This is a genomic window from Desulfuromonas soudanensis (assembly GCF_001278055.1).
GTDB classification, from domain to species: domain Bacteria; phylum Desulfobacterota; class Desulfuromonadia; order Desulfuromonadales; family WTL; genus Deferrimonas; species Deferrimonas soudanensis.
Genome location: NZ_CP010802.1, coordinates 612,527 through 633,579, shown reverse-complemented (window position 1 = coordinate 633,579; position 21,053 = coordinate 612,527). Strand labels below are relative to the sequence as shown.

The following is a 21,053-nucleotide window of genomic DNA, read 5'->3' as shown; positions in this document are numbered from 1 at the left end:
TCGCTTTCTTTTTTTGGCCGGTTACATGAAATAGTCGAAGTCGGTCTCTCGCTTGAGGCGCCGCTTGAGGTGGAAGATGCGCGCCGGCAGGACCTGCGGATCGAAGGCCATCAGATTGCGCGGGCCCTGCCAGATGAATTTGTCGTCCCCCAGCAGGTCGTGCACCATGTAGCTCCGTTCCTCATCGAGGGCGAACTCCTCCAGCGGCAGGTTCAGCCAGGCCGACTGGGTGTGATGGGGATCGAGATTGACGGCCACAAGGATCAGATCCTGGCGGGCGTTGTCGTATTTGGCGAAGAAGAGGACGAAATCGTTTTCCGCCTCGAGAAAGCGGAGGTTCCAGGTCTGCTGCAGGGCCGGATGGGCCCTGCGGATGACGTTGAGGCGACCGATGAAGGATTCGAGACTCCCGGGCGCCTTCAGGTCCCAGTCGCGGATCTGGTACTTTTCCGAATCGAGATATTCCTCGGTACCGGGGAGCGCCGCCCCCTCGCAGAGCTCGAAGGCCGGGCCGTAGATGCCGTAGTTGGAGGAGAGGGTCGCCGCCAGCACCAGGCGGATGAGGAAGGCCGGCCGGCCGCCGTACTGCAGGTATTCGGGGAGGATGTCGGGGGTGTTCGGCCAGAAGTTGGGGCGGAAGAAGTCCCTGGGAGCGCTGTGCACCAGGCCGGTCATGTACCGGGTGAGCTCCTCCTTGGAATTGCGCCAGGTGAAATAGGTGTAGGACTGGGTAAAACCGGCCTTGGCCAGCCGGTACATGACCTTCGGCCGGGTGAAGGCCTCGGCGAGGAAGATCGCCTCGGGAGAGGACTTGCGCACCTCGGCCAGGCACCAGGTCCAGAAGGCGATCGGCTTGGTGTGCGGATTGTCCACCCGGAAGATGCGCACCCCCTGTCCGACCCAGAAGAGAAAGACATCCCGCAGCGCCTCCCAGAGGGATTCCCACTCCGGGCATTCGAAGTCGAAGGGGTAGATGTCCTGGTACTTTTTGGGGGGATTCTCCGCGTACTGGATGGAGCCGTCGGCGCGGATGCGGAACCATTCCGGGTGCTCCCTCACCCAGGGGTGATCCGGGGAGCACTGGAAGGCGATGTCGAGGGCGATCTCGAGTTTCGCCTTCTGCGCCGCCGCAATCAGGGCGGCAAAGTCCTCGAAGGTCCCGAGCTCGGGGTGGATGGCCGTATGCCCGCCGGCCGACGAGCCGATGGCCCAGGGGCTCCCCACCTCGCCGCTGCCGGTCCCCGGGGTGTTGTTCGCCCCCTTGCGGAACGTCTCGCCGATGGGATGGATCGGCGGCAGGTAGAGGATGTCGAACCCCATGGCGGCGACGCGCGGGAGCTGGGCGATGACGTCCCTGAGGGTGCCATGGCGCCCGGGGGGACCCGCCGAGCGGGGGAAGAGTTCGTACCAGGCGCTGAAGGCAGCCAGCGGCGGCTCGACGTGGACGTAGAATTCCTCGGGGAAGCGGCTGGCCAGGGTGCGGTCGGCGTGCCTCCCCATGAGAAGCGCCAGGAGCGGCTCGGCGGCCGCCTGAGCTCCCCCGTCTCCACCCTCCTCCAGCACGGCGGCAAAGCGCTGCAGCGCCCCGGCGTCATCTTCAACGCCTTCTGCCGCCGCCCGCTCGGCGGCTTTGCACACCAGGGCCGCGCCGTCGAGGAGTTCCACCGCGACATCCTGCCCGGAGGCGATCTTCTTTTCGAGGAGCTGCCGCCAGGAGGCGAAGTGATCGACCCAGGCCTCGACGGTGAAGTAGATGTCGTGCAGCTCGGCGACGGGGATCTCGGCGCTCCAGCTGTCGTTGAGCCCCGGGCTCATCCTCGTTTCCGCGACTTCCTCCGCGCCGGCGAGGCGGTGAAGGACCAGCGCCTGGAGGGCGTCGTGACCGTCGACGAAGATGTCGGCCGTCACCGTCAGGACCTCCCCCACCGCCCGCTTGGCGGGAAAGCGCCCCCCCTCGACCTGGGGAGCCATGTTTTCGATAACGACCCTGCGTCTTCCGTCGGTCATGGTCACATCCGTTTCTTCGCTGGCCGGCGCCGGCAACTCTTTTCCCTGGCAGCAGACGCCCCTCTGGTTTAATTCAGTCCCTTAAGTATACAGGACTGGGGAGATCCTCAAGTTCAAGGAAGAAGGAAGAGGGGAGAAGGGAGAGGGCTGCCCGCGGCGGGAGGAGGGGCGTTGCCGCGGATCCCCATATCACAAAAACAATGGTATATTTTTTTTATTTGAATTTTTAGTTAGATGCGATATGTTCATCCTGACTAATGCACCACTCCTAAAGTAAAATATAAAGATGTTCTAGTATGTTGTCGAAGCAAAGGAGGTCATTCGCATGCAACTGAACAGACGGGGTTTTTTCAAGGTTTCAGGGAGCGTCGTCGCCGGATCGATTCTCGGCATCGGCCTGGAGGCGGCGGAAGCCGAAGCAGCTCTCCCCCTGGCGATCCAGTACGCCAGGGAGACCACCACCATCTGCCCCTATTGCGCTGTCGGCTGCGGGCTGATTGTTCATTCCCGGGGCGACGAGGTGATCAACACCGAAGGGGATCCGGATCACCCGATCAACCGCGGCACCCTGTGCAGCAAGGGGGCGGCGGTCTTCCAGTTGCGCGACAACAAACAACGCATCACCGAGCCGATGTACCGCGCCAAAGGCTCCAGGGAGTGGCAGAAGGTCTCCTGGGACTGGGCCCTCGATCAGATTGCCGATCGGGTCAAGGCAACCCGTGACGCCTCCTTTAGGGAACAAAACGCCAAGGGTCAGGTCGTCAACCGCACCGATGCCATCGCCTCCGTCGGCAGTGCGGCGCTGGACAACGAGGAATGCTACCTGCTGCAGAAGATGCTGCGCAGCTGGGGCCTGGTCTATATCGAACACCAGGCCCGAATATGACACTCCGCGACGGTTGCCAGTTTGGCAGCCACCTTCGGCCGCGGCGCCATGACCAACCACTGGATCGATATCCGCAACGCCGATGTCATTCTGATCATGGGCGCCAATCCCGCCGAGAACCACCCCGTTTCGTTCCGATACGTCCTCGAAGCCAAAGAGCACGGCGCCAAGGTCCTGAGCGTCGATCCGCGCTTCACCCGCACCAGTTCCAAGGCCGATGTTTACGCGCCGTTGCGCAGCGGCACCGACATCGCCTTTCTCGGCGGAATGATCAAGTACATCCTCGACAACGAGCTGGGTCACAGGGAATATCTGCAGCTGCACACCAACGCGACCTTCCTCGTCGATCCCCTCTTCCAGATGCCGGGTGAGCTCGACGGTCTTTTCTCCGGCTACAACCTCGACAAACGCAGCTACGACAAGGCGACCTGGGGCTTTCAGCGCGACGAAAACGGCATTCCCAAAACGGATCTCAGCATGCAGGATCCGAACTGCGTCTTCCAGCTTCTCAAAACACAGTTCGCGCGCTACACCCCCGAAGTGGTGTCGGACATTACCGGCACCCCGGTCGAAAAACTTGAAGAAATCTACGGAATTTACGGGGCGTCAGGCCAGCCGGGGAAGGCGGCGACCATCATGTATGCCATGGGCTGGACCCAGCACACCGTCGGCACCCAGAATATCCGCACCATGGCGATCATCCAGCTCCTCCTCGGCAACATCGGCGTCGCCGGGGGCGGGGTCAACGCCCTGCGCGGCGAATCGAATGTTCAGGGGTCCACGGACCACTGCCTCCTTTTTCATATCCTCCCCGGATACCTGCCGACGCCCCACGCCGGCCTCAAGGATCTGTCCACCTACATCGAAAAGACCACCCCGACCACCACGGACCCCCAGAGCGCCAACTGGTGGGGGAACCGCAGCAAGTACATCACCTCCCTGCTGCGCGCCCACTTCGACCAGACCCTGACCGCCGAGGACGAATTCGGCTACCAGCTGCTGCCGAAACTCGACGAAGGGCAGAACGCTTCGTGGCTCATGCTCTTCGATCAGATGTTCCGGGAAAAGATCAAGGGCTTCTTCGCCTGGGGACAAAACCCGGCCTGCAGCGGCAGCAACGCCAACAAAGTCCGCGAGGCGCTGTCCAAGCTCGACTGGATGGTCGCCGTCAATCTCTTCGACAACGAAACGGCCTCCTTCTGGAAAGGTCCGCGGATGGACCCGGCCAAGATCGATACCGAGGTCTTCTTCCTGCCGGTGGCGGCCTCCTTTGAAAAGGAGGGGAGCATCACCAACTCGGGGCGCTGGGCCCAATGGCGCTACAAGGCGGTCGAACCGTTCGGCAACAGCCTTCCCGACTCGGAACTGATGAACGAACTGCAGCACCGGGTCCGGGCGCGCTATGCCGCCCAGGGAGGAGCCTTTCCCGCGCCGATTCTGAAACTGAGCTGGGATTACGGCTTCAAACTCCTGAACGGCAAGGTCGGCAAAATCGATGTCCACGCCGTCGCCAAGGAGATCAACGGCTATTTCCTGGTCGACAAGGAGGTCAACGGCAAACAGTTCAAAAAGGGGGATCCGGTCCCCTCCTTTGCCTTCTTGCAGAACGACGGCTCGACCTCCTCGGGGAACTGGCTCTATTGCAACAGCTACAACGCCGACGGCAACAACATGGCCCGCCGCAGCCACAGCGACCCGAGCGGCATCGGTCTCTATCCCCAATGGTCCTGGTGCTGGCCGGTCAACCGGCGCATCCTCTACAACCGCGCCTCGGTCAACGCCGACGGAATCCCCTGGGACAAGGAGAAACCGGTCATCTGGTGGGACGGGGGGAAATGGAAAGGGGATGTCCCCGATGGCGGCTGGAAACCGCTCTCCCAGGAAGGGACGAAGAAATCGTTCATCATGCTCCCTGACGGCGTGGCCTCGATCTTTGCCGCCGGGATGAAGGAAGGCCCCTTCCCCGAGCACTACGAACCCCTGGAGTGCCCGATCGAGAAGAACCCCCTCTCCGGAACCAAGAACAATCCGGCGATGAAGCTCTTCTACGAAGGGGAAGAGAAGCTCCCCGAAGATGTCTTCTTCTCCTGCGACCAGCGTTATCCTTTTGTCGCCACCACCTATCGCGTGACGGAGCACTGGCAGACCGGAATCATGACCCGCAACACCCCCTGGCTGCTGGAGATGCAGCCCCATCTCTTTGTGGAGATGAGCCCTGAGCTGGCCAAGGACCGCAATATCGCCCAGGGTGAAATGGTCAGGGTCAGTTCGGGACGCGGCAGCGTCGAGGCGGTCGCCGTTGTGACCAAGCGGTTCCGCCCCTTCAAGGTCCAGGGAACGACCATCCATCAGGTCGGTCTCCCCTGGTGCTACGGCTGGAACACTCCGAACGTCGGCGACAGCGCCAATCTGCTGACCCCGACCGCCGGCGACGCCAACACCATGATCCCTGAAACCAAGGCGTTCATGGTCAACGTCGAAAAACTGGAGGGGTGAGGACGCTATGAAACGGAAAGCATTTCTGATCGATACCACCCTTTGCACCGCCTGCCGCAGCTGCCAGGTCGCCTGCAAACAATGGAACAAACTGGATGCCGAAGCCTCTGTCAATTCCGGAAGCTATGAAAACCCCCCGGATCTGACCCCCCAACTCTACAACAAGATCCATTTTATCGAACAGCAGGAGGAGGGGGAGGACCTGCGCTGGCTCTTCATCAATCGACGCTGCATGCACTGCGCCGATGCCGGCTGCGTCAAGGTGTGCCCCTCGGCTGGGGCCCTCTATCACACCAAAGAGGGGCTGGTCGCCTACAATCAGGAGAAGTGCATCGAATGCCACTACTGCGTCAACGGCTGCCCCTTCGATGTCCCCCGCTACGATGAAAAAAAGAAGGTCACCAAGTGCCACGCCTGCAGTGACCGGATACAAAACGGCCTCCTCCCGGCCTGCGTCAAGGCCTGCCCGACGCAAACGCTCAAATTCGGCGACCGCGATGAACTCATCGCCGCCGCCAGGGGCGCCGGGAAAAAGCTCTACGGCGAGCAGGATCTCGGAGGTCTCGGGGTCCTCTATGTCCTTGACGACCAGCCGGGGACCTACCAGCTCCCCAAAAACCCGGCGATTCCCGCCTCGATCTTCTTCTGGAAGGATGTCGTCAAACCCCTCGGCATTCTCGGCTTCTGGGGGGCCATCGGCGTCGCGGCCCTGCACTATGTGACCGTCGGGCCGAAACAGGTTGAAGATTCGGATGACCTCGAAAACAAGGGAGGTGAATGATCATGTCAAGATACATCGATCGCTTTAACGCCACCGACCGTATTGTCCACTGGGTGGTCGCCATCTCTTTTTTCCTCCTTCTCCTTTCCGGCCTCGGCCTCTTTGCCCACACCTTTTTCGGCTATTTCACCCTCTTCGGCAGCCCGCAGCAGGGGATACTGGTTCACAAATGGGCCGGTCCCGTCTTTTTCTTCGCCTCCCTCCTCCTTTTCCTGCGCCATGCCGGCGATACCATCCACTTCGATGCCGATGATCGCCGCTGGATTGCCAAATTCGGCGGTTATCTGTCCCGCCAGCGCCAGGAGATACCCCAGGACAAGTTCAACGCCGGGCAGAAGCTGTTCGGAATTTTCGCCATAATCGCCGCGCTGGTCATGGGCGCCACCGGCCTGATCATCTGGGATCCGACCGCCTACGGCCGCGGACTGACCCAGTTTGCCCTGATGCTGCACGGTCTTTTCTTCACCCTCTTCATGGTCGGCATGGTGGTTCATGTTTACCTCGCCACCATCGGCAATCCGGGAACCCTCGAAGGGATGCTCTGGGGGAGAGTGACAAAAGGCTGGGCCAAAAAACACGCCAGCAAGTGGTATCAGAAAATCGTTAAGGGTTAGGGACCGCTCGGGGGCGACCCCGCCGTGGACCGGTCGCGCCGCCGTTGACAAACCGATCGACCTGAAAAAAGGAGCTGCGCTTGCTGCGATCATTGATCGTCCTCGTCCTGCTGCTCAACTTTACCCTCCCGGCGCTGGCGGGGACGCTGAAGGAAGTCCCCCTGGGGGATTCCCCGGCGCGGGGTGCAAACGATGCGCCGGTGGTGATGGTGGAGTTTATCGACTTTCAGTGACCCCACTGTCAGGCGGTCGGTCCGATCGTCCAGCAACTGATGGAGGAATACAAAGGAAAGCTCAAGCTGGTGATCAAACATTACCCCTACCGTTACCGCGACTTTTCCGCGCTGGCAGCGCAGGCGGCCGAGGCGGCGGGCGCCCAGGGGAAGTTCTGGGAGATGCACGATCTGATGCTTGAGCGCAAACAACTCGACCGCGACAGCCTGCTCGGCTATGCGCAAGAACTGGGACTGGATGTGCCGCGTTTCCGGCGGGAGCTGGACGGGCAGAAATACCTGCCGCGGGTCGAGGCCGATTTTGCCCTGGCGCGCAGGCTCGATTTTTTCCAGACCCCGACCTTCGTCATTAACGGCCGGGTGCTGGTTGGCGAACGACCGATCAAGATGTTTCGCACATTGATCGATCAGGCCCTTACCGAGGCGGCAAAACCATGACCCTGCCCCCCTTGAAAGGCCTCGGCTACAGCCGGAGGCTCTGTCAGCTCGGCCTCCTGGTCCTCCTCTTGTTCGGGACCCGGACCTGGGCGCAACTGGGCATCGTACTCCCTGCCCCCCTGGCCCCGATCGAGCTCCAGAGCACGGCCAAAATCGAGCTCGGTCACAGGCTCTTTTTCGACCGGCGGCTCTCCGGGGACGGCACCATGAGCTGCGCCGTCTGCCATCTTCCGGATCAGGCCTTTGCCGATGGCCGCGACATTTCGGGGGCGTATCCGACCACCAAACACTGGCGCAACACGCCGACCCTGCTCAACGCCGCCTACCTGAAAACCTTTTTCTGGGATGGGCGCAGTGACAGCCTGGCTCATCAGGCCGCCGAACCGATCGAGACTCCCTTCGAAATGAACAGCAACCTCCCCTATATCGTCGCCAAACTGGCGGAGATCCCTGAATACCGGGAGGCCTTTGAAAAGGCATATTCCGCCGAGATCAGCAAGGAACTGATTCTCTCGGCCCTGGCCGCCTTTGAGCAGACCCTGACCTCTCTCGACAGTCCCTTCGAGCGCTACCTGAAAGGGGAGCCGCAGCTTCTCAGCCGGCAGGCGCGCCAGGGGATGGAAATCTTTTTTGGTCCGCGTGGCGGATGCAGCCAATGTCACGCCGGGGCGATGCTCAGCGACGAGCAATTTCACAACCTCGGCGTCGCCGAAAGGAGCGACCTGCAGGAAGATTGGCAGCAGCGCGCCACCCGACGATTTGTTCTCGCCGAGAAAGGGCTGCCGATGCTGCCGCGGGATCCTGGGCGTTATGGGGTGAGTAAAGAGCCGTCGGACATGGGGTCTTTTCGCACCCCGCCCCTGCACCAGGTGGCGCAGACCGCCCCCTACATGCATAACGGCAGCATGAATACCCTGAAGGACGTGGTCGCCTTTTTCAGCCGCGGCGGGGGACATGACGCACAGAAGAGCAGACAGCTCAAATCCCCTGATTTTTCCCCCGAGGAACAGGCGGCCCTGGTCGCGTTCCTCGAAAGTCTTTCGGGAACCGTCCCCGAGGTGCACCGCCCGCACCTGCCTGGGGATTGACACCGGTCCCGAGGTTCCTTCAACCGTTGACCCTGGGCCTCAGCCCCGGGTTGACTTTAAGGAGAATACGATGCTGCAGAAACGCCTCCAACGCCTCGAGAATTTAGCCGCAGCAAAACCGGCGCTGACCGCTGTCTGCCGCTTTTACACGCGACTCTACCAACTCTTCGCCGACGCCCCCCCCTTTTTGGCCGTCGAGGCCGACCTCAAGGACGCAAAATCCCGGCAGGAACAGGGGTTCCCCCTCCTGCGCGGCGAGATGCTGCGGATCGATGCGCCTGCGGCGCAACGCTTTTTCGCCGACCTGCTGCAGGTCCTGCGCGACCACGGTCAGCAGGGGCAGGAGGAGCTTGCGTCCCTGCAAACCGCCCTGGCGGCTGGCGGCCTCGATCTGCCGAAACTGCTGCGCGCCGTTTTCGAGCGCGACCGCGAACCGCTGGCCAGAACGGCCGAGAGACTTCAGGTCCAGCCGGCTCTCCTCGAATACTCCCTGACCACCGCCCTCGGCGCGGCGCTGGAGCGCTGTCGCCACCAGGGGCTCGAAAGTGCGGTCCAGGGTTGGGATCACGGCTACTGTCCGATCTGCGGAGGGCTGCCGTCCATCGCCGAACTCAGCGGCGAGGAGGGGAAAAAGCGCCTGCAGTGCGGCCTTTGCGGCAACCACTGGGCCTTCAAGCGCCTGACCTGTATCCACTGCGGCAACACCGACCACGAAACCCTGGCCTATTTTACGGCAGAAGGCGAATCCGGCTGTCGGGTCGACGTCTGCCGCAAGTGCAGCGGCTATCTCAAAGTCGTCAACAGTCGTGAAGGCAGCGAGGACCTCCCCCTGGAGGTGGAGGATGTCGCCACCCTGCACCTCGACCTGATGGCCGCCAGAGAAGGGTTTTGCCGCGGCAAAAAAGAGACTCCGGGGAACTGAAGGAGAAGAAGGGATGAGCGAAGAGCAGCCGTTGATCATCCACCGCTATGAAAGGGGAAAGCTCCTGCCGGCCGTCCGCCCCCTGGTCGCCGAGTATCCGCTGCAACTGACCATCAACAACCGGCTTCTGGCCACCCTGATCGCCTCGCCCCACCAGCTCAACTTTCTCGTGGTGGGGTTTCTGCGCCTGCAGGGGATCATCGCCTCCCTCGACGATATCCGCTGCCTCGGAGTCTGCAGCGAACAGGGGGCTGCACGGGTGCAGATCCGCGGCGAGGTTCCGCATAATCTGCGCCCGACCCTGACCTCCGGCTGCGGCACCGGCATCAGCTTCCATCTCGATCTGCCGGAAGATCGTCCGCCGCTGGAAAGAAGACACTATCCCGCCGCGGGAGTTTTCGACCTCATGCGGCTCCTGGCGGAAAAGACCGAACTCTACGGCCGCCATGGGGGGGTCCATTCCGCCGCGGTCGGCAATACCGCCGGCCGGCTGCTGCTGCACGCCGAAGATCTCGGCCGGCACAACACTCTCGACCGGATCGCCGGGGAGGCGTTGTGCAAAGGGATCGACCTCAGCGGCTGCATGCTGGTCAGTTCCGGACGCATCTCCACGGAAATGGTCGCCAAGGCGGCCCGTCTCGGCATCGGCCTGATCGCCTCCCGGACCTCGGCCACCGAAGCGGCGGTCAGGGTCGCCCGCCAGGCCGGAATCACCCTCATCGGCTACCTGCGCGGCGAGCGCTTCGAGGTTTACACCCATCCGATACAGCTCACGCTGCCGAACTCCGCCGGCCTGATTCCGGCGACCACCGGAATCATCCTGGCCGGCGGGGAAAGCCGCCGCATGGGGAGCGACAAATCGCTCCTCCCCCTCGACGGCGAACGCTTTATCGAGCGCAGCTATCAGCTCATGGCGAGCCTCTTCGAAGAGGTTTTGATCGTCACCAATTCCCCGACGCTCTACACCGACATCCCCTGCCGCAAGGTCCCCGACCTCCATCGCGGCAAGGGAGCCCTGGCGGGGATTCATGCCGGCCTCCATCACGCCACGGAGCCCCGGATCTTTGTCGCCGCCTGCGACATGCCTTTTCTCGTTCCGGAACTGATCCGGCATCTCTGCCTGGAAAATCATGCGGCCGACGTGCACATTCCCCGCAGTCACCACGGCCTCGAACCGCTTCACGCCTGCTACGGCAAAGCCTGCCTTCCCGCCATGGAAGCCGTGCTGCAGAAGGATGGACGACGTATTGTCGACTTTTTTTCCGCCGTCAGGGTCACAGAACTCCCCGCCGAAGAATGGATGCGTTTCGATCCCGAGGGGCTCTCCTTCCGCAATATCAATACGCCGCAGGATTACTTTACCCTGCGGGAAACCCGCCCGACGATAACCCAAAAGGAGAAGAGGGTTTTGCCGGCGGAGTGAACGCGAAAAGGGGGGAGGATTGAAACGCCCCGCGACGTCGCACTTGTGCCGGACTCCGTTTCCCTGTACCTTAGGCGGCAAACCGAGACGGAGAAAACCGTTCATGAATCAGACACTTCGCGCGCCCTCCCTGGACCGGCCGCTCATCGACGCCTGCTACCTCCAGGCCCTGACCCTTTTGCGCCGCAATGCGACGCCGGCCGGCATCCTGGCGGCCAGCCGGACCGAGTCGGCCCGCGCCCGCAACTACGACACCATCTTCGGCCGCGACGCCGCCATCTGCGCCCTCGGCATGGCCGCCTCGAAGGAGCCCGATCTGATCTCCTGCGCCCGCGCCGGGCTGTTGACCCTCGGACGGAGGCAGGCGGCCAACGGACAGATCGCCAACTTCGTCCGCCCCGATTCGGGGGAGGTCGATTTCTGGTACACCGGCTGCATCGACGCCACCCTCTGGTGGCTCATCGCCCTTCACAGCTTCGACGAACGGGTGCCGGGGAGCGATCTCGGCGCACAGCTCGCGCCGCAGATCGAAGGGAGCCTCCGCTGGCTTGCCTGCCAGGAGCACCCCGCCTGGGGGCTGCTGCAGCAGAACGAAGCCAGCGACTGGGCCGACATCATGCCCCGCTCCGGCTTTGTCCTCTACACCAACGCCCTCTGGTTCCGGGTCAAGGAGCTCTACGGACTCGCCGGGGCCGGACAGACCCGCCAGAGCGCCGGCGAGCTCTTCTACCCCTTCGCCGAGACGCTCCCGACGTCCCAGCGGATGCGGCGGATGACGGATAACATCCGCGAGGGGATGCCCCCCTCCCCCTTCTTCCTGAGCTTCGTCAATTTCACCTCCTGGGGGCTGGAGGCCGATCTCCTCGCCAACACCCTCGCCCTCCTCACCGGCCTGGCCGACCCCTCCCACGGCGAACGGATCGTTTCGGCCGTGATCGAAGGGGGCGCCCACCGCCCCTATCCCCTGCGCGTCGTCGGGACCCCCATCGAACCGGGCGATCCCCACTGGCGCCCCTACATGCTGCGCCACGAGCAGAATCTCCCCTGGCAGTACCACAACGGCGGCAGCTGGCCCTTCGCCGGCGCCTTCTGGATTCTCGCCCTCGACCGGCTGGGGAAAAGGGAGGAGGCCTGGGAGGAGCTGGAAGTACTCGCCCTGGCCAATCAGGTCAACGACTGGGAGTTCAACGAGTGGTTCCACGGCACGAGCGGCGCCCCCATGGGGATGGCCGGACAGTCGTGGAACGCGGCGATGTTCCTCCTTGCCTACCACACCCTGACCGACCGCACCCCCCGAATGACGTGATGCAGGCGCTTTCGCCCCGGCATGTTCGGGTTCAATCGGCCCCTATTCGAAACGAGAATGCCCCCAACAACACAGAGAGGTGAATATCATGGTGAAGATTTTTCCAAGGATGGCCGCGACAGTCTGTTTTCTTCTGCTGGCGGCGGTTTCCTATGCCAAGCCTGCACCGCCCCAAAATCTCACAGCGATTCTCGAAGAAGTCTCTGAGCTGGAAGAACACTTCGAGGGAGGTCAATGGACTGAGGCGCGTGCGACCTTAAGCGAAATACAAAAGATGTATGCTGACGTTTACCGATCGTTCGAGAAGCAGGTGCCCGCCGACCTGCATGACCGATTCATTGCGTCGATCACTGCCCTCGGCCAGTTTCTTGAATCCGAACATGAGGAGAAATCTGAAAAAAGCTTTATTGCAATGCAGGTTCTGTTGTTCGAAATCATGGGGCATTTCGACTACAAGGTTCATCCGGTCATTCAAACGTTAAAAAAGTATATCGGAGAGGAGGCACAGGAGTCCTTGGAAAAGAAGAATTTTTCCAATGTGCTCTCGGAATTGAAAGAGGTGGTGACCTTTTTTTCAAAAAACACGGCATTGTTTCAGCAGAATGGAATTCCCAATGCCGATCTTCAATTGTTCATGTCGACCCTTGGCGAAGCAATCAAACAGGCCAGGAACAAGGAGGCAACACCGCTGAAATCCTCACTTGATGACCTGGAAAGGCAGATCGACGCTTTTCAGAAAGCATTTGCCAAGTCTTAGGGTCACCGGAATCTCCCCGGCCGTCGCATCTTGACGGCCTGGGGGCCTGGGGCCGGCGATGCGGTGTTCGACGGTTGGCGTGGTGGCGGTCAGCCCGAGGCGGCTGCCGGTCTGGCGGGTGGGTGAAATGGTACTGGAGGCTGCTGAGGGCTTTTTCAGGATGACTCAGGGAGAGGCGACATCTCTCCTGACCCGGGGGGGCCTTCCCCCGGCAGAGAGGGGCCTTGCTATCTGCGAAAATATGACCTATATTTAGCACTACATACAGCACTCAAAAGAGGTCTTAAAAATGGAACGTCTTTATGCCCGCGCCTCCGTCAGTATCAGCGACCTGAAGAAAAATCCTTCTCGAATCATCCATGAAGCAGAGGGGACCCCCGTCGCGATTCTGAACCACAATAAACCCAGCGCCTATCTCGTCCCCGCCGAGGCTTTCGAGGCCCTCATGGAAAAGCTCGAAGACTACGAGCTCTCCCGCATCGTCAAAGAGCGGGAGAGTGAACCGACTGTGCCGGTTTCCCTCGATGACCTTTAACCTCGAATTCAAGGAATCGGCGCTGAAGGAGTGGAAGAAGCTCGATGGGACGATCCGTGAACAGTTCAAGAAGAAGCTTGCCGAGCGCCTGGTCCGGCCGTGTGTCGAATCTTCCCGGCTCAAGGGAATGGCCGACTGCTATAAGATCAAACTGAAAAATGCCGGCTATCGGCTGGTTTATCAGGTAGATAACAGCCGGGTGGTGGTCATCGTCGTGGCGGTGGGAAAGCGGGAGAATCTGACGGTGTACAAGGTGGCGGGTAAGCGGGTGAGGGAGTGAGATCCAAGGCCGTTATTTTGGTCTGATCCCCGCAGCATTAGCCCCGGTGTGTTTAGCTTCAATCGTACCCATATTGAGGAACGATCAACAGAATAAATCCCATGTTTCAGCTAAAACATGGGGAGTTTCCCTTATTTCCACTGCCGGGCTCCCGGAAGTCACCGGGGGTAGAAAAGCACCCCGTTACTCCCCTGAACCCGGATAATTGACACGACAGAAAACCACGCGCCAGAAATGCTCCATGCCATGGCCGCCGTTTTCTTTGCTGACTTTCTTTTCGGCGGGATAAAAAGAAAGTCAGGCGGGTGCAGGGCGTAGCGCCTGCGGTCCTGTAAGTTGCCAGATGAATACCGGCGAGAAGAGGAGGATGGTAAACCACCAGAGGTAGAAAACATCCCTGAAAATATTGATGAGGGCGACCAGGCCCAGGGCCTTGAGAACAAATACCTGTTCGGGATGTTCACCCAGGTAATCCCAGAGTCTTTTGGAAACCTGTTTGTTCAGCACTGAGAGCACACCATGGTTGGGATTGACCCTCGCAACTTATGAACTTATGGGCATCCCCCTGCTCCGGGAGCCCTCACTTGAGTACGCGATAGATATCCTTCCGGTGCCCAACGTGGATGACCGAAACCAGAACAACATCATCATGGACCTCGTAAATGATCCGGTAATTACCCACCCGGATGCGGTACAGAGGCGGTTCTTTGGAACCGGCAAGCTGCTTACAGCCGGCTGGGCGGGGATTTTCGGCGAGGGCACGGATGGCGCTGTCGATGGCAAGGACGAGGCGACGGTCGGCCCGGGATAGCTTGATGAGGCTCTTTTGAGCCGCGGGGAGGATTCTGATTTCGAACACGGATCACTTTTCCCCGAGTCCGAGGGTCTTCCGGAATTCCTCATAGGAGACGGCCTTGTCGCGTTCCTTCAAGGCTTCCCGGACCGCCGCCAGATCGACGCGGTCCTCCAGCTCTTCCAGTAGCTCCAGGTCTTCGACAGGTACCACCGCCGCCAGTTTGCGCCCGCGACGGGTGATGATGGTCCGCTCCCCGGTGTGCCGGGCCTTCTCAAGCAGGTCGGCAAAATGCTCGCGGGCATCAGATGCAGTCAAGGTGGTCATGAGGGGCTCCAACGGTTTGGGTTTGGCTTCCGTCCAATTCCAGCAGGCGCCAGCCGCCTGCGATTCATGGCCTGGGTAAAATACCAGCCGTACAAATTGTACGTTTCGATAGCTTCGAAGTCAAGTCGGAAAAGAGGGGATGGGGAAGAGGTTCGGCCGGGTTTCAACAGAATGTTTAAATGCTGAATTCGACCCCGGTGGGGGCCCCATCCCCCGCAACCATTTCCAATCTTGACATCTTGGAAGCCTGACCCGGATGTCCAGACGCAGCCCGAAAAGCTGGCGACGAAGATCCGATTAATTCCCCTAAAATCTGGCGCGATTCACTCTAAAACCCTCCCCTTGCAGAACCTGAGCTCCTCTTCGTCCATCTCCGTGGGCGACCAACCCCAGGGCCTTGAGAACAAACCTGCTCAGAAAACTCAGAAGAGATCGCTTAGCCGCACCGCCTCGGGAAAATGGACCTGCAGCTGCCAGGCGCAGAGGGTGGCGATGACCAGCACCACGGCAAAAGGGAACCAGGTCATGCGGAAGACGCTCCCCAGCCAGTCAGGTTGAGGGGGTAGCGGAGGAGGACGTTCTCCACCCCGCTCCACAGGAGGATCTTCGTTCCGGCGAGGCCGCTCAGGCCGGTGGCGAGGAGGATGAGGGTCATGTGGAAGCGGAGGAAGAAGTGTTTTTTGAAGGTCCGGAAAAATCGGGTTTTGGGGCTGACCATGAGGGGTCCCTGAGGGGAAGGAGAAGGTCCGGCGCGTTTAGAATTCGGGTGGATGGTTAGGTCCGACTCCGAAGCAGGTGTGCCCTGACTTACTTGTCCTCCTTCAGCGCGTTCAAACGTTCCTGAGCAAGCTTTGCATTTGGCGAGCCGGCATACTTACTCACCACCTCTTCGTACAGTTTTATAGCATGCTCTTTGTTGTTCTGTTTTTCCTCGAACTGCGCAATTTCAATTTGCTGTCTCCCTGGATCGTTGGAACAGGCGGGCAAGGCGGAGCAACAGATAAACAGCAGTATCCAGAGGTATTTTTTCATACAGGCCCCTTTAAAATTATCTATCACTGCGTTGAGATGCGTCACTTTCTTCTCGGATTAAGCGGTTATAGGGCTATTTTTAGGATCAAAAATGGGCCTATAAGGGTCGAAAGAGTAGTTTTTTGTGGATAATATCTTTTAATTACAGAGGCTTGGCTTGGTCCGACCCAAATAGCCTTTAAACGTCACCGGAGCCTACCAGTGAGCAGTCGTATGTCGCTTATAAAGCTCTCCAGCGACTGTAGATAGGGTTGGATTTTTTTGTTGTAATTCGACTTGAGTGCCTCAGGCACTACGAGCCTTACCCCAGCCTCGGTCATTTCGTGAAACTGTCCCACAGACACACCCTCTTGCAAGGTCAGCAGGTGTTTCTCCTTGATCCGATCGGCTTCGTTAATAATCTGACGCCAGCGATCCTTGCAGGTTGTCTTCACAGCCAGCATTCGAAGCTGACTAGCAGGAAAGGTAGTCGTTTTGTAAAGAGCGGCAGAAGGGAAGAGAAAGTCGGGGCGCTTGCCATGTTCGGACTCGGGCTGGTGAGTAAAGTTCTCGTTCTCGACGAGCCCCTCCTCCAGAAAGATTTCGAGTGCGTGAAGCTCCAAGGACCGACCAGAGCGGGCCTTGCGGCGCTGTAGTATCGTTTGTGCGCGGGCTAAGAACTCGTCAATTGTAAGGAAACCCCTGAGCACATTCGGGAGTTCAATAGCTTCCTCGATACTACGAAACATCTCGAATTCACATTTTCTTCTGGCCAATAGTCGTGTATCAGGATTCATTCCACCCGCAGGTTTGAATTCTATGGTTTTGCTGACGATTTCAGCACCACTCGGGAAGTTCACAAGCCATGGAAGGGGAATTTCCTCCCTCTGCAAATAGCAGCTCGTTCTAACTCTCTTCGCTGTTCCGTATAGATCGGCAGTACGTTCGAGATTCGGTGCCCAGATTCGCGACTGGCCGGGGTCAATTGGACCAATGCGATCTTCGACTAAACTCTCCTCTATCTCTGTTCGGCAGACCCAGACCCGGCACTTCGACGCAGCCCCTTGCTCATCGACGAGGAATGCGAAGATAGCCAACGCCCCAGTGTTTTCTGGGTCGAGAAGGGCCGAGCCCCGACCTCCGAACCCAGTGATGCGCGCCTCGTTGCGGGTTCCAGTCCCGTGAAGTTTTTTATTGTACCAAATGGCCCGCACGATCCGCCGATCCATGTGAGAGTCGATGGAGAGGACAAATCGACAATCGGGGTTTTCTACGTCCGGCCGGTTTATTTCGGGGAAAACACGGAAGAGGAATTCCCTAGGGATGTAGGGGCCCGCTTGGTGAGTTTCGTTGGCTAAAGTGTCGTTGGCGGAAAGCCTTTTTACAAACCACACGCAGTCTAGTCCGGTGTTTTCATCCATCCAATCGGACAGGTCGGAGAGAGCCATATCAACCACCTCTTATAACATCTTGGCTTGAGCCAGAAACAATCCAACTTGAAATTCTCTCAATTAAGTCCTCAACTGAAAGCCGCTGCCTACCTTTGATCGCGCATTCCCACACTGACAGCACCCGCCACCCGATCGCTTCAAGTTCCACGAGCGTCTCGGCGTCCTTCTTTCGGTTGCGCCCTATCTTCGCGCACCAAAATTCCTGGCGGGTCGAGGGCCATTTAAATAATTGGCAGTCATGCCCATGCCAGAAACAGCCATGAATCAGGATTACTGCGCGATAACGAGGAAGGACGATGTCGGGCTTACCTGGCAAAGTTTTCACATGAAGACGATACCGAAACCCTCGTGCATGGAGATGCCGACGAACCAGCATCTCCGGGCGGGTATTTTTCCCCCGTATACCCGACATCATCCGACTTCGGGTGGCCGGGTCAACAACATCAGCCATTTGCACCCAAGGTTGGCGTTTCAACAGGCAAGATTCTTCCGTTATAGGAAATCATGGCAACAAGGGCACCGTATTGCATGACCTTGCCCGACTCACCACACCAGTTCCCACTCCCAAGATTCCAGTGTTCTATGTATTTTCTGCAGATATCCACCGCTTCCTCAGGGCTGGTAACCCATCGCCTGCTATATGGACTTTGTGGTGTTGTTTGCCCATAATCCGGGTTTCCTGTGGAGCAAAGAACAACCTCATACTTATCAATACGATCCCTTTTCAAAGCAAGAATATGCGGGGCCATGATCCTTGCCACTTCATTAACAACGGGTGAAACTACTGAGTTGCCAAACTGCTTATAAGCTCTTGTATCGGAAACCGGGATGACAAAGCTATCAGGAAAGCCCATCAATCTTGCACATTCACGAGGGGTCAATCTCCTTGGATTTTTCCCCTTGCCGCGATCAATAAGGATTTCGCTACCATCTTTATAGTAGCGGGCCGAGAGTGTCCGAGCCGTATCATTTCTGCCAACCAAACCAAAACCGAAACCGTTCCCCGCAGCCTTGTGCTTGGCTGCATAGTTCTGCAAATAAAGCCAGAGTTTGTCGGACAGAATGTACTTCATGTCGACTTTGCTCTCCGGCTCAAGAATGTCCTTAAGGGTTTTTGCTTTGGGACCTGGATGGCGGAAATCATCCCAATTAAAGCCGGTATCACCATCAAAACCGACTATAAAAATTCTTTCGCGATGCTGAGGAACAAAACCCTTGGCGTCGATTACCTTGTAATCAACCTTGTATCCCAGGTCCTTGGTTAAGGTATCCATGATTACACGAAACGTATTCCCCTTATCGTGTCGCTCAAGATTTTTAACATTTTCGAGTAAAAAGGCGGGAGGACGCAGTTCATCAAGGAAGGACGCAACGTGGAAGAAGAGGTTCCCCTGTTCTTTGCAAGCGAATCCATGCGGGCGCCCTAGAGCATTTTTTTTACTTACTCCGGCAATCGAAAAAGGCTGGCAGGGGAAACCCGCCACCAATAAATCCGGAGCAACCGGAATGTGTTTACGAACATCGTCAACAATTACGTTTATATCCCCGGCAAGTTCATGATCAACACAGAAATTGGCAAGATAGGTTTTCTGACAGTATTCATCCCACTCGCTGGTAAAAATACACTCGCCGCCATGCCCCTCGAAGGCCATTCGCAACCCACCGATTCCTGCAAACAGATCAATAAAAGTGAAGTCGCTATGTTGCTTGTGTTTGCCAAAAAACTGCAAAGCCATCTGCTCCAGAACCAGAAATTCGCTACGAGAGACACCTGTTTCTCCTGCCTCCCAACGCCTCACTGATCGGGTGGAGACACCGAGAGTTTCAGCCACTTTATCGTACCCATGAATACCAACGACCTTTTTAACTATCCAAACTGCTTCGTCTTCCATTTTTAGCTCCTCTGGGAATTTTTGTGACAATATGTCAAAACAATCCACATTGTCAAGACCCATTTATTCATAGGACCGAGGTGAAAAATGGCAGACAATCAACAACAAAAAACCGGCCTAAAGATGCCGGCATTTGATCGGTATCAGGATCATAAAGTGGGTAATTTATAGTGTCGTTAGGAACCCGCGTTTATCAGGTCGCCCGACCCCATTCACCGCGAAACAGCAATAACACCACTCTCTTCATAATGCACAGGAGATTTCGCCAGCTACACGTAACATATCAGGTCCGAACTCATTAAGAGGCCGATATAATGGTAAGCCGTTAATATTAATAGCAAAATTAGTTCTATTTTTAGTGTGTAATTCCTGATTCAATGTCTGCAATATGTCATCAGGCATATAAATAGCAATAAACCCCCACCTTTTAAGAAGATTAATCCTATTAACAGTCCAGAATTCACTCGGATCATTAAAAAAACCAAAACCTACTGATTCAAGCCGGTTTCCTGACACAACAAAACGTTCTCTTGCAGCTTCACTTTTTACGGAAATCAATATGTTGTGCGGGGCCGCCGGGATAAGAATATCTCCATAAAGTTTCAAAGAATTCATGCGCCCAGAGTTCAGTGAAAGATGAGATTTTGATGACCATATTGGCCAATTATCTGGCCCGAGTTCCATGTGTTGTACTCCGTGATTGCTTAACACCTCACTACATAAAGCTTCCATGATATCCCCTCCTCCCGCTCTTGGATTGGCTGGCGGATAAAGAAACGGGATGGTTGGCATAGTGGGATGCTGAATTTTAAAAGCATCATAAACATTATTCGAATCTATCCGTTGACCAAGCGTCACTTCACAAAGGTGGACCACTCCTCTCGCACTAGCCACATCCGGGACCTGTGCATACAAGCAAGGGCATAAATCAAGAATTCGCTTAAACGGAGCGCTGTTGGCTATTTCAGTTGGAATAGTTTCTATGTTCTCTCCCAATGGGCCACACCCACTAAGGGCTATAATTAGATTTAATCGATCTGATGGGCGAACTTTTGCCTCTGGTGAGGCAACAATGAGATCCCAATTTGCCGCACCATGGCCCATTGGGCAATGCGGGTGTAGACAGATCATGATTATTTTCCCATGTAAGGTTTTGGGCAAGAATCGGGGGTAGATTTCCGAACTTGACACCTTCTACTAAGGTCGTCGTTGGTACTGGGTCATTCGAAGGGGTCACGACTCAATTTCTGACCATGTTGATTGTTCAGACGCAACCCAGATCGTTTTTCCAATTTGTCGTTATATAAAGCAGAATGTCAGTGTGACATCGATCAAGGTGGCAGTGCCGTGGACCACCGAAGCGCCGTGCTGGTTATGAACGGAATCATCGAAATATACCGTAGGCCGTCCGATTTGAAGGATTTTTGTTCTGGACAGTGATGTCAGGGCTACACATTCTACATTTTCCTGCTTTTTTGATTTTGTAAAAAGTGTAGCCCCAACATCTATTACTACTACTCTAATTTAAAAGCTGCGCTGGACGATCGAGTTCTTTTTCGGCTGGTGGAAGCATAATCTCAGGGTCTATCAGCTGATTGCACGCAGCCCTCATGGCCTGTTAATGCAAATTCTCTCAGCTCTGATCACCTACCTGCTGCTGGCCATCTATTCCCATGAACAGCACGGTGAGCGGGTTATCATCCGGCGTGTGCGCGAATTTCGCATTACAATCGGCAATGTATTTCTTCTCCCCGTCTAAGCCAGGCATGCGCCGCACGCTCCTGCATGGCAGCTCCATGCCCTTGTTCGGCCT

20 protein-coding genes and 3 pseudogenes are annotated in these 21,053 nt (G+C 57.7%); 13 read left to right on the top strand and 10 right to left on the bottom strand.

Translation table 11 applies throughout. The annotated features are described in order from the left end of the window. Window positions 1-21: 21 nt before the first annotated feature. Window positions 22-2,007, bottom strand: coding sequence for an alpha-1,4-glucan--maltose-1-phosphate maltosyltransferase (locus DSOUD_RS02710; RefSeq protein ID WP_053552270.1), 1,986 nt, complete (start codon window positions 2,005-2,007; stop codon window positions 22-24). Between the two features lie 325 nt (window positions 2,008-2,332). On the opposite strand from DSOUD_RS02710, the gene fdnG reads away from it, so the two are divergent. The 12 genes and pseudogenes from fdnG (at window position 2,333) to DSOUD_RS02645 (ending at window position 13,766) form a co-directional block, all read left to right on the top strand. After that, a complete protein-coding gene (gene fdnG / locus DSOUD_RS02700; protein ID WP_082351032.1) occupies window positions 2,333-5,389 on the top strand; it encodes a formate dehydrogenase-N subunit alpha in 3,057 nt (1,018 codons plus the stop codon). A gap of 7 nt (window positions 5,390-5,396) precedes the next feature. Continuing rightward, entirely contained in the window at window positions 5,397-6,170 is a 774-nt protein-coding gene (locus DSOUD_RS02695) for a 4Fe-4S dicluster domain-containing protein (RefSeq protein WP_053549554.1), read from the top strand. Between the two features lie 2 nt (window positions 6,171-6,172). Continuing rightward, the gene (locus DSOUD_RS02690; RefSeq protein WP_053552268.1) at window positions 6,173-6,784 is read left to right on the top strand and encodes a formate dehydrogenase subunit gamma; all 612 of its coding nucleotides are present in this window, start codon (window positions 6,173-6,175) and stop codon (window positions 6,782-6,784) included. A gap of 80 nt (window positions 6,785-6,864) precedes the next feature. Then, window positions 6,865-7,017, top strand: coding sequence for a hypothetical protein (locus DSOUD_RS18270; RefSeq protein ID WP_157671706.1), 153 nt, complete (start codon window positions 6,865-6,867; stop codon window positions 7,015-7,017). 12 nt (window positions 7,018-7,029) lie between these two features. After that, window positions 7,030-7,455, top strand: a pseudogene (locus DSOUD_RS02685) (DsbA family protein); the annotation flags it as partial. Further along, a complete protein-coding gene (locus tag DSOUD_RS02680; protein ID WP_053549552.1) occupies window positions 7,452-8,543 on the top strand; it encodes a cytochrome-c peroxidase in 1,092 nt (363 codons plus the stop codon). The pseudogene DSOUD_RS02685 and the gene DSOUD_RS02680, both read left to right, overlap by 4 nt. 70 nt (window positions 8,544-8,613) lie before the next feature. Continuing rightward, window positions 8,614-9,465, top strand: a complete 852-nt coding sequence (locus tag DSOUD_RS02675) for a formate dehydrogenase accessory protein FdhE (RefSeq protein WP_053549551.1) — start codon at window positions 8,614-8,616, stop codon at window positions 9,463-9,465. Window positions 9,466-9,478: 13 nt separating this feature from the next. Continuing rightward, window positions 9,479-10,888, top strand: a complete 1,410-nt coding sequence (fdhD, locus tag DSOUD_RS02670) for a formate dehydrogenase accessory sulfurtransferase FdhD (RefSeq protein WP_053549550.1) — start codon at window positions 9,479-9,481, stop codon at window positions 10,886-10,888. Between the two features lie 103 nt (window positions 10,889-10,991). Beyond that, on the top strand, window positions 10,992-12,194 hold the full coding sequence (locus DSOUD_RS02665; RefSeq protein WP_232426488.1) for an amylo-alpha-1,6-glucosidase: 1,203 nt from the start codon (window positions 10,992-10,994) through the stop codon (window positions 12,192-12,194). A gap of 88 nt (window positions 12,195-12,282) precedes the next feature. Then, window positions 12,283-12,951 carry a hypothetical protein gene (locus tag DSOUD_RS02660; protein WP_053549549.1) on the top strand — a complete coding sequence of 223 codons (669 nt, stop codon included), beginning with the start codon at window positions 12,283-12,285 and terminating at the stop codon, window positions 12,949-12,951. A 289-nt stretch (window positions 12,952-13,240) separates the two neighbouring features. Then, on the top strand, window positions 13,241-13,486 hold the full coding sequence (locus DSOUD_RS02650) for a type II toxin-antitoxin system Phd/YefM family antitoxin (RefSeq protein ID WP_053549547.1): 246 nt from the start codon (window positions 13,241-13,243) through the stop codon (window positions 13,484-13,486). Next, the gene (locus DSOUD_RS02645; RefSeq protein ID WP_053549546.1) at window positions 13,476-13,766 is read left to right on the top strand and encodes a type II toxin-antitoxin system RelE family toxin; all 291 of its coding nucleotides are present in this window, start codon (window positions 13,476-13,478) and stop codon (window positions 13,764-13,766) included. The genes DSOUD_RS02650 and DSOUD_RS02645 overlap by 11 nt, the downstream gene beginning before the upstream one ends. A 297-nt stretch (window positions 13,767-14,063) precedes the next feature. On the opposite strand, the gene DSOUD_RS02640 is transcribed toward DSOUD_RS02645, so the two are convergent. From DSOUD_RS02640 to DSOUD_RS18265, 9 genes and pseudogenes are all read right to left on the bottom strand, one after another. Next, the gene (locus DSOUD_RS02640) at window positions 14,064-14,273 is read right to left on the bottom strand and encodes a hypothetical protein (RefSeq protein WP_053549545.1); all 210 of its coding nucleotides are present in this window, start codon (window positions 14,271-14,273) and stop codon (window positions 14,064-14,066) included. Between the two features lie 73 nt (window positions 14,274-14,346). Continuing rightward, on the bottom strand, window positions 14,347-14,625 hold the full coding sequence (locus DSOUD_RS02635; RefSeq protein ID WP_053549544.1) for a type II toxin-antitoxin system RelE family toxin: 279 nt from the start codon (window positions 14,623-14,625) through the stop codon (window positions 14,347-14,349). A 3-nt stretch (window positions 14,626-14,628) separates the two neighbouring features. Further along, entirely contained in the window at window positions 14,629-14,886 is a 258-nt protein-coding gene (locus tag DSOUD_RS02630) for a type II toxin-antitoxin system Phd/YefM family antitoxin (protein WP_053552266.1), read from the bottom strand. Window positions 14,887-15,409: 523 nt separating this feature from the next. Then, window positions 15,410-15,604 (bottom strand): hypothetical protein, encoded by a 195-nt coding sequence (locus DSOUD_RS02625; protein ID WP_053549543.1) that lies wholly within the window; start codon window positions 15,602-15,604, stop codon window positions 15,410-15,412. 89 nt (window positions 15,605-15,693) lie between these two features. Continuing rightward, window positions 15,694-15,918: a tetratricopeptide repeat protein gene (locus tag DSOUD_RS02620; protein WP_053549542.1), complete on the bottom strand. Its 225-nt coding sequence runs from the start codon at window positions 15,916-15,918 to the stop codon at window positions 15,694-15,696. Window positions 15,919-16,103: 185 nt separating this feature from the next. Then, entirely contained in the window at window positions 16,104-17,345 is a 1,242-nt protein-coding gene (locus DSOUD_RS17680) for a type II restriction endonuclease (protein WP_082351029.1), read from the bottom strand. A 1-nt stretch (window position 17,346) separates the two neighbouring features. Next, window positions 17,347-17,799 carry a very short patch repair endonuclease gene (locus DSOUD_RS17675; RefSeq protein ID WP_082351028.1) on the bottom strand — a complete coding sequence of 151 codons (453 nt, stop codon included), beginning with the start codon at window positions 17,797-17,799 and terminating at the stop codon, window positions 17,347-17,349. 271 nt (window positions 17,800-18,070) lie between these two features. After that, a pseudogene (gene dcm, locus DSOUD_RS02610) lies at window positions 18,071-19,240 on the bottom strand (DNA (cytosine-5-)-methyltransferase); the annotation flags it as partial. Window positions 19,241-19,483: 243 nt separating this feature from the next. Beyond that, the gene (locus DSOUD_RS18265; RefSeq protein WP_157671705.1) at window positions 19,484-20,371 is read right to left on the bottom strand and encodes a hypothetical protein; all 888 of its coding nucleotides are present in this window, start codon (window positions 20,369-20,371) and stop codon (window positions 19,484-19,486) included. Window positions 20,372-20,768: 397 nt separating this feature from the next. On the opposite strand from DSOUD_RS18265, the pseudogene DSOUD_RS18780 reads away from it, so the two are divergent. Beyond that, window positions 20,769-20,978: pseudogene (locus DSOUD_RS18780) on the top strand (IS4 family transposase); the annotation flags it as partial. Window positions 20,979-21,053 lie beyond the last annotated feature (75 nt).